Raw genomic sequence first — 7592 nt, forward strand, 5'->3', positions numbered from 1 at the left:
CTGCACTAGCCTTCGAAGAGCGGATGTTGTGGGGACAGCATGGCTCGGCGCGTTCGACGCCGCATCGAGGCGCCCGGCTCCGGCAGAAACAGGGGAGCGACAGCATGCACGAGATCGCACCGACCGGACATCCGTTACGGCGCTTCGTGCAGGTCATCGCCGCGCTCGCGGTCGCGGTCGCGGCGGCGCTCGCGCTCGGGATGTCGGCCGTCGGGATGCCCCTGGCCGCGTCGGCAGACACCGGTGACTTCACATTCACCTCCTTCGAGGCCGACTACTACCTTTCCCGTGATGACGCCGGGCACTCCACCCTGCGCACGGTCGAGACGTTCGTGGCGCAGTTCCCGAACTTCGACCAGAACCGGGGCATGGTGCGCCTCCTCCCCAACGATTACAACGGGGTGCCGCTGAACACCACCGTCGAATCGGTCACCGACGCCACCGGAGCCCCCGTCAACTTCGAGACCTCTGACCAGGGCTCCGTCACCGAGGTGCCGCTCGGCACCGATGAGTTCGTGCGCGGCCAGCAGACCTACACGATCACCTACACGCAGCAGAACGTGGTGCGCGCGTTCGCCGACACCGACGACGACGAGCTCTACTGGGACACCAACGGCACCGGGTTCGACCAGTCGTTCGGCTCCGTCACCGCGCGTGTGCACGTCGACCCGAGCATCGCCGAGTTCCTCACCGGAGACACCGCCTGCTATTCCGGCGCCCAGGACGACGGCGCCCGGTGCGAGATCAGCCAGACGACGGATGCCGCAGTGCCCGGATCCACGGGCCAGCTGTTCACCTCGTCCGTGCAGGGCCTCGGTCCTCGGCAGAACCTGACCGTGGCCATCGGCTTTGCACCCGGCACCTTCGTGCCGGTGCCGGCCTCGGCCAGCGACGGTGCGAGCGATTCGGACAACGGTGGGGGAGGACCGGCGACCGGGCTGCTGTTCCTGGTGGCGGCTGTCGGCTTCCTCGGGGTCGTGCTCGCCTTCATCCGTCGCCGACTCGGCCAGCGCGACGCCCGCGGCCGAGGCACCATCATCGCCCAGTACAGCGTGCCGAAGGGTTACAACCTGCTGGAGGCGGGGGACCTTGCGAATCGGTCGAAGTCGGCTATCGCCGCGCAGCTCGTGAGCCTGGCGGTGCGCGGCACGGTGCGCATCCTCGACTACCCGGTCAGTGCAGGCGGCGGCGACTACACGCTGCAGCTGCTGACCGTGGAGGGCGTGGACGCTCAGGAGCGAAAGCTGCTGGAGACGCTGTTCCCCCGCCTGACGATCGGAGCGACGCGGGAACTGGGGGTCGCCGACAGCGCGCTCGCCGCCAAACTGAGCGCGTTCCTCCCCGCCGCGACAGCGTCGGTCATCGAGCGCGGCTGGCGGGCCAAGGTGGCCGGCCGCGGCGGCAGGTGGATCGCCATCGGAATGGCCGTCGTGCTGCTGCCAGCCCTGGCCGTCCTCGGGGCGGTGGCGCTGATCGACGGCTCCCCGAAGTTCGGCGAGGTGATGACGGTCGCCGTCATCGCCGCGCTGTTCCTCTACCTGGCCCTCTATCTCGCCCAGGGCACGGTGCAGCTCACCGATTCCGGGGCCGATCAGCGGGACTACCTCAAGGGGCTGAAGGTCTATCTGAAGCTCGCCGAGGAGGAGCGTTTCCGCATGCTGCAGAGCCCGGACGGCGCGCTGCGGGGCACGACGCCTGCCGTGCCGGGTGTCGCATCGGGGGCGCTGCCGAGCCCGGGGACGGATGCCGCCGGCGCACCCGACACCGTCGAACTGGTCAAGCTCTACGAGGAGCTGCTCCCCTTCGCGGTGCTCTGGGGCGGCGAACGGGACTGGGCGAAGGAACTCGTCGTGCTCTACGAGCACGGGGCGCCGGAGCCGGGCTGGATCGTGTCGCAGGGAGGCTTCAGCGCGAGCGGCTTCGGCGTCGCCATGAACGGTTGGGTCGCCTCGGTCCTCACCTCTGCCACGGTTCCCGTCAGCTCCAGCAGCGGCGGCGGGTACTCCGGCGGCGGCGGAAGTTTCTCCGGCGGTTCCGGCGGCGGCGGGTTCTCCGGCGGTGGCGGTGGCGGTGGCGGAGGCGGCGGCCGTTGACGGCTGTGCAGCCGTCCCGCAGCCGTCCCGCAGCCGTCACTCATCCGTCGCCGGTGGTGCCGGCGCGGGTGCCGCGCCGCTGCGCTGGTGGCAGGCCACCCGCAGAGCGGCGCACCTCCCGCGCGTCGAGCAGAGTGGAACGGGGAAGGGCGACGGATGCCCCGCGCCGCCTACGCGGCGTCGCTCGGCATGCGCAGGGTGAGGCTGCCGGCATCCACCCAGGTCTTGAAGGCCACGGCGGTGCCGAACCCGTCGCCGTCGAGTTCGATCTCTTCCGGACGGTTGAGCCGCAGCACGAGCTTCGTGCCGGTGGCGTAGTTGAGCGCGTCGACATCATTGGTGCGCAGTTTGCGGCCCAATGCCGTTCGGCTGAGCACGCCGTTCTCCCACAGCACCTTCGACAGAATCTGCAGCCAGCCGCCGAAGCCCTCCGGCTTCAGGACGACCACGTCGAAGAGTCCGTCGTCGAGGGCGGCGTCGGGAATCAACTCGATGCTGGCCGGAAGCGACCCGCAGTTGCCGACCATGATGGTGTGTGCGCGCATCGACTGCTCGGGCTTCGTGTTGAGCCGGTACCGGAACCGTAGCTCGCTGCCGTCCTTGCCGACGGCGATCAGGGATTTCACGTAGGCCAGCCAGCCGGCCTTCGCCTTGAGGTCGTCGTCGGTGTTCGCGAGCATCTTGGCATCGAGGCCGAGCCCGGCCATCACCAGGTAGGCGTGCCGGTCGACTGATCGGTCGGCCCGCTCGATGTCGATCAGGCACACGTCGATCACCTTGTCCTGGCCGGCGAACGCGGCTTGCAGGGCCAGCCCGGTGTCGGCGAGGGGCAGCTGCAGGTTGCGGGCGAGCAGGTTACCGGTGCCCGACGGCAGCAGCGCCAGTGCGCACTCCGTGCCGTGTACGGCTTCGGCGACGGCGCGCACGGTGCCGTCACCGCCGGCCACGATGATCATGGTGGCTCCGGCCTCGATCGCTTTCCGGGCCGGTCCCTGCCCCGGGTCCTCCGCCGACGTCTCGAACCACAGCGTCTCCGGCCAGCCGGCGGCCGATTGCTGGGCCTCGACGGCATCCCGGAGCTCGTCGACGTCAACCTTTATAGGGTTGTAGACGACAGCGGCGAGCCGGGGTGCGCTCACGTCATCGGTCAGGTCGTCGTGGTGCAGATCCTTGCTCGTCATGTGGGGTCCGTTCGATGGTGGAAGCGGGTGCCTTCCGTAAATGGGGTCTCACACATCTAGACGGATGTCGCTGCCCATTTGTCACGCGACTCCGCAGTCGGGCGTGCCTTCCCAGGCGTGGACCCGCTCCTTATGCTGGCACCACTTCGCTCGAAAATCACGTTCCTCTCGTTTGCTTCAGGATGGGAAGGCTCTCCTGAACCCCGGCCGAATCTGCCGGGACGCTTTCGAGGGTCCCGGGACGCGGGTACTGTCACCAACGGTTCTGCGCAGCCGGCCACGCCAGGGCCGATTGCTGCCGGGCCGATCGCTGCCGCACCGCTCTCCGCGGAGCCGGCTGACGGCATCCGGAACAGTCACCGAAACGAAAGGGTCAATGCAATGCCCCCCGCGACACAAACACAGAATGTCACCGATGCGCGCACCATGGCTCGGCGAACGGGCACCCTCCTCGGAGGGATGCCCTATTTGAGGTTCGGCACGGGCTCGCCGCTGGTGGCCATCCCGGACCTCACCCAGAACTTCGAACCGACGGTCGGCGTCGAGCGCATGCTCGTGACCCGGATGCTGGCTCCGGTGGCGGTCCGGCACCGCGTGCTCAGGCTGACCCCGCGCCCGGGCCTCGACCCGAACGCCAGCATGGCCGACATCGCCCGGGACTACGCCGACGCCCTGCGCCTGGAGTTTCCGGGGCCGGTCGACGTGATCGGCACGTCGACCGGCGGGAGCATCGCCCTGCAACTCGCCGCCGACCACCCCGATGTGGTGCAGCGTCTCGTCGTGGTCTGCGCGGCCTACACCCTGGGGTCGAACGGCAAGAAGGTGCATCGTCGGGTCGCCGAAGAGGTTCTTGCCGGGCGCCCGCGGCAGGCCAGCCGGGAGATGTTCAGTGTCCTCGGCAACACGCCTCCGGGTCGGCTGGCAGCCGGCATGGGCTGGATGCTCGGACCCCGCACGTTCGGCAATGCCAGCCCCGACCTGATCACCACCATTCGCGCCGAAGACGCCTTCAACGTGCGCGACCGGCTCGGCGAGATCGAAGCTCCCACCCTGCTGATCGGTGGCGACCGGGACGGTTTCTACACGCCCGAGCTGTTCCGCGTGACGGTGGCGCGCATCCCCAACGCCCGCCTCATCCTCTATCCCGGCAAGGGGCACATGGCCGCGATCTCAGATCCGCGCCTCCTGCCGGACATCCTCGAGTTCCTCGACGGCCCCGACCCGGGCGGCCGTGCTCCGGGCGCCCCCTCCCCGAGTGCGCGCCCTGCGGGCACTCGTCCGTCGACACTGTGGCCGTCACCTCGCCGGGTCGTTGCCGATCCGGAACCTCGGTGAGACGACGGCTGTCGCGGGCTTCGCCCGGGACGATTACGAGATGGGGCTGCGGACCAGCATCGAGGCACGGGGGTGGTGCTCCCGCCGTATCCGGCACGAGCTCAGGCCCGAGCTGGTCGGCTGGACGACTGCCCTAGGTGAGTGCGGGGATGATCGCGCCAGAGAACACCTGCCAGGCCAGCGCGGTCTTGGCGACCAGGCTCAACGTGATGTAGGCGCGCTCGCCGCGGAGGTAGTCGTGCCAGCCGCCGACCTGACGGTACTGCAGCACCTGGTTGACGGCGAACGTGTTGAAGAACAGGAAGAGGGAAACGATGATGCCATAGACGAAGGCCGGCGGTGCGGCCTCGGTGTTCGAGCCGGGGGCGATGAAGTAGATCAGGATGACGACCCACGGCACCACGCCCACCATCGACCCGAAGATGAAGGGCAGGAACTTGCCGTTGCCGGGTGTCTCGTACTTCTCCTGCAGTGCCCCGAACATGATCATGGCGGCGTTGGCGGCGAAGATCGAGAACAGGGCCGCGATGTCGGTGATACCGGTGATCTGGGCGATCAGCCAGATCATGATTGAGGAGCTCAGGGAGTATTCGACCCAGCGGAAGTAGTTTCGGTTGGCTTTGAGCCCCGCCGCGTAGCGGGGGAAGAATTTCGGCGACGAGATCAGGAAATGGAAGAAGGCCGAGAGCGCCAGGAACGAGACGACGCCGATGCCCACGTTGACGTCGAACAGGGTCACCCGCTCGGGCGGCAGCGGCACGCCGGGAGGACCCGACAGATAGTCGGCGGTGACGGCAAAGGTGACCTGAGTGCTGAGCAGGGTGAGCACGTACGCGAAGCCCAGGGCCTGCACGAGGTGCAGTGAGCCGGCCACGATGTTGTAGACGCGGAGGCGGGAAATTTTCTGATCGGGGGTGTCGTTTTTGCGTGCCATCGGGATTCCTTCACAGGTCAGGTGAGGCCGAGACTAGCAGGGTCGCCGAGTGCCGTTCCCCCCGCGTCAGACCACGCCGAGCGGCAGGTGTTTTCCGGCCGGCAGCCGCACCCGAATCGGGTCCCCGGGAGCGACGCTTCCCCCGGTGACGACGATTCCCATGATCCCCGCCTTGCGGATCACCAGACCGGCATCATCCGTGTCGATCAGCGTCTTCATCAGCCCCTTCTGGTACCCGTTGATCAGTGAGCAGGGGTTGCGCACCCCGGTGATCTCCACGACCGCGTGGGTGCCGAGTCGCAGCCGGGCACCCCGCGGAAGGCCGGACAGATCCAGCCCGCGGGTTGTGATATTCTCGCCCAGCTCGCCGGGGGAGACCTCGAAGCCGGCCCCCCGCAGCTCGTCGAAGAGCTCGGCGGGCATGAAGTGCACCTGGGTAAGGTTCGCCCTGGTCGGATCCTTCACGATCAGGTAGCGGTGCTGCGTCGTGGCTCCGGCGTGAGCGTCTCCCTCCACCCCGAATCCCGCGATCAAACGGATGTCCGGGACCGTCGGCTTGCTGAACGCGTGCCGTTCGTCTCGGCTGACCGACTCCACTGTTGCCGCCACTGTTGCCGCCGCATCCTGCATCATGTCCCGAGTCTCGCATGAGGGCCGCCGAGAATTCACCCCGCCGATGTAGCATTTCTGCGTTGCAAACGTAGGCTGGGTGGGTGTTCAGCGAGTCGAGTCGAATCGAAAAAGGTCAGTCGTGAAAGTCATCAGCTATAACCTCCGCAAGAATCGTGCCAGTGGAGAGCTCATCGCCCTGGCCGAGAACTACGATCCCGACGTCCTGTGCCTGCAGGAATGCGACACCCTCGAGCTCCCCGAGGAGATCGGTCTCCTGCACCTCGCCGACTCCACTGTGCGCAACCGACTCGGCCTGGCGATCTACTATCGCAAGGACCGGTTCACCAACGAGCACACCCAGACCTTTGCGCTCAAGAAGTCACTGCACGACCGCGTGCTGACCCCCGCGCATGAGCGCCTGATCGGCACCCGACTGACCGACCTCGTCGCCCACCGCGAAATCGTCGTCGCTTCGTTCCACGCCGCGCCGCTCACCGCGCTCAACTCCCTGCGGCGCAACCAGATCCGCACCGCGCACGAAGAACTGCACGTGCTCGGGCCGGGCCTGCCGACCCTGATGGTGGGCGACTACAACTACCCGATCTTCAAGGGGCGCCTCGGCGACCACATCACTCAGTCCGGCTACGACCTCACCCTGAGCGACACCCGCACGTACACGCGCTACAAGTTCTTCCGTGGGCATTTCGACCTGGCAACCTCCATCGGACTGACCATCGACAGTGTCGAGACGCTGCCCCTCGGCACCTCCGACCACCTGCCCATCCTGGTCACCTCCACCTACAGCGACGAGCCGGTGAACGCCACGAATGTGCCGGCCAGCCTCGCCGAGACCGAACGCGCTCCGGGCGGCGAATTCGCGATCTAAGGGGCGGGGCCTCGTTTACCGGGTGTCGCCGCGCGTCCAGAGCAGGTGGGCACGCACCGACAGGGATCCGCCGATCAGGAGGGCCACGCCCGCCATCCAGAGCAGGACGGTGAGGAACGCGTTGGCCGTCACGGCGTTGAGAATGATCAGGGCCACCCCGAAAGCACTGAAACTGAACCCGGCGACGGCGCAGGTGGTGAAGGACCAGTTCTTCATGCGGGTGGTTCCAATCGGGCGGGGATTCGACAGCGTTCACGGTAGCAGGCCCGCGGGGCGCATAACGTGCCTCGCCTGCCCAGGACGAGTGAGTCCGAATCGGTTGATTGCATCGCTCCCGGATTGGCAGAGCTGACTGCACCGCGCGGACGCTGTTCAGCACGGGCGAGCGCCGGGTTCGGCGTCGAACCAATTCGACGGAGATTTTGGGTGAAATCAACTTCCAGAGTGGGTTTACCCTGAGTGTCAGCCTGTAGTGAGACAGTTCGTGTTTCACTACAGGCCGCACTTGAGGCGGGGAATTGAGAGTTCAGTTGGATATTTCAGAGTTGCCC

At 67.3% G+C, this 7592-nt stretch carries 7 protein-coding genes; 3 read left to right on the forward strand and 4 right to left on the reverse strand.

Annotation, left to right across the window (positions count from 1 at the left end):
- Positions 1-104: 104 nt before the first annotated feature.
- Positions 105-2093 carry a DUF2207 domain-containing protein gene (locus E3O62_RS16755; RefSeq protein WP_194085922.1) on the forward strand — a complete coding sequence of 663 codons (1989 nt, stop codon included), beginning with the start codon at positions 105-107 and terminating at the stop codon, positions 2091-2093.
- Positions 2094-2263: 170 nt separating this feature from the next.
- Here the strand turns inward: E3O62_RS16755 and E3O62_RS15290 are convergent, their stop codons facing one another.
- Positions 2264-3274, reverse strand: a complete 1011-nt coding sequence (locus E3O62_RS15290) for a diacylglycerol kinase family protein (RefSeq protein ID WP_134399070.1) — start codon at positions 3272-3274, stop codon at positions 2264-2266.
- Positions 3275-3733: 459 nt separating this feature from the next.
- Here E3O62_RS15290 and E3O62_RS15295 point away from each other — a divergent pair, with 459 nt between their 5' ends.
- The gene (locus tag E3O62_RS15295) at positions 3734-4609 is read left to right on the forward strand and encodes an alpha/beta fold hydrolase (protein WP_166786511.1); all 876 of its coding nucleotides are present in this window, start codon (positions 3734-3736) and stop codon (positions 4607-4609) included.
- A gap of 133 nt (positions 4610-4742) precedes the next feature.
- On the opposite strand, the gene heR is transcribed toward E3O62_RS15295, so the two are convergent.
- Both heR and E3O62_RS15305 read right to left on the reverse strand, forming a co-directional pair.
- Positions 4743-5543, reverse strand: coding sequence for a heliorhodopsin HeR (gene heR / locus E3O62_RS15300; RefSeq protein WP_134399072.1), 801 nt, complete (start codon positions 5541-5543; stop codon positions 4743-4745).
- Between the two features lie 66 nt (positions 5544-5609).
- Positions 5610-6176, reverse strand: a complete 567-nt coding sequence (locus E3O62_RS15305; protein WP_370448386.1) for an MOSC domain-containing protein — start codon at positions 6174-6176, stop codon at positions 5610-5612.
- 118 nt (positions 6177-6294) lie between these two features.
- Between E3O62_RS15305 and E3O62_RS15310 the strand changes: the two genes are divergently transcribed.
- A complete protein-coding gene (locus E3O62_RS15310; protein ID WP_134393548.1) occupies positions 6295-7041 on the forward strand; it encodes an endonuclease/exonuclease/phosphatase family protein in 747 nt (248 codons plus the stop codon).
- Between the two features lie 15 nt (positions 7042-7056).
- Here the strand turns inward: E3O62_RS15310 and E3O62_RS15315 are convergent, their stop codons facing one another.
- Complete coding sequence (locus tag E3O62_RS15315) at positions 7057-7257, reverse strand: hypothetical protein (RefSeq protein WP_134393549.1); 201 nt, start codon at positions 7255-7257, stop codon at positions 7057-7059.
- Positions 7258-7592: the final 335 nt, after the last annotated feature.

It is taken from the genome of Cryobacterium sp. TMT2-15-1 (genome assembly GCF_004402345.1).
Taxonomy (GTDB): Bacteria; Actinomycetota; Actinomycetes; order Actinomycetales; family Microbacteriaceae; genus Cryobacterium; species Cryobacterium sandaracinum.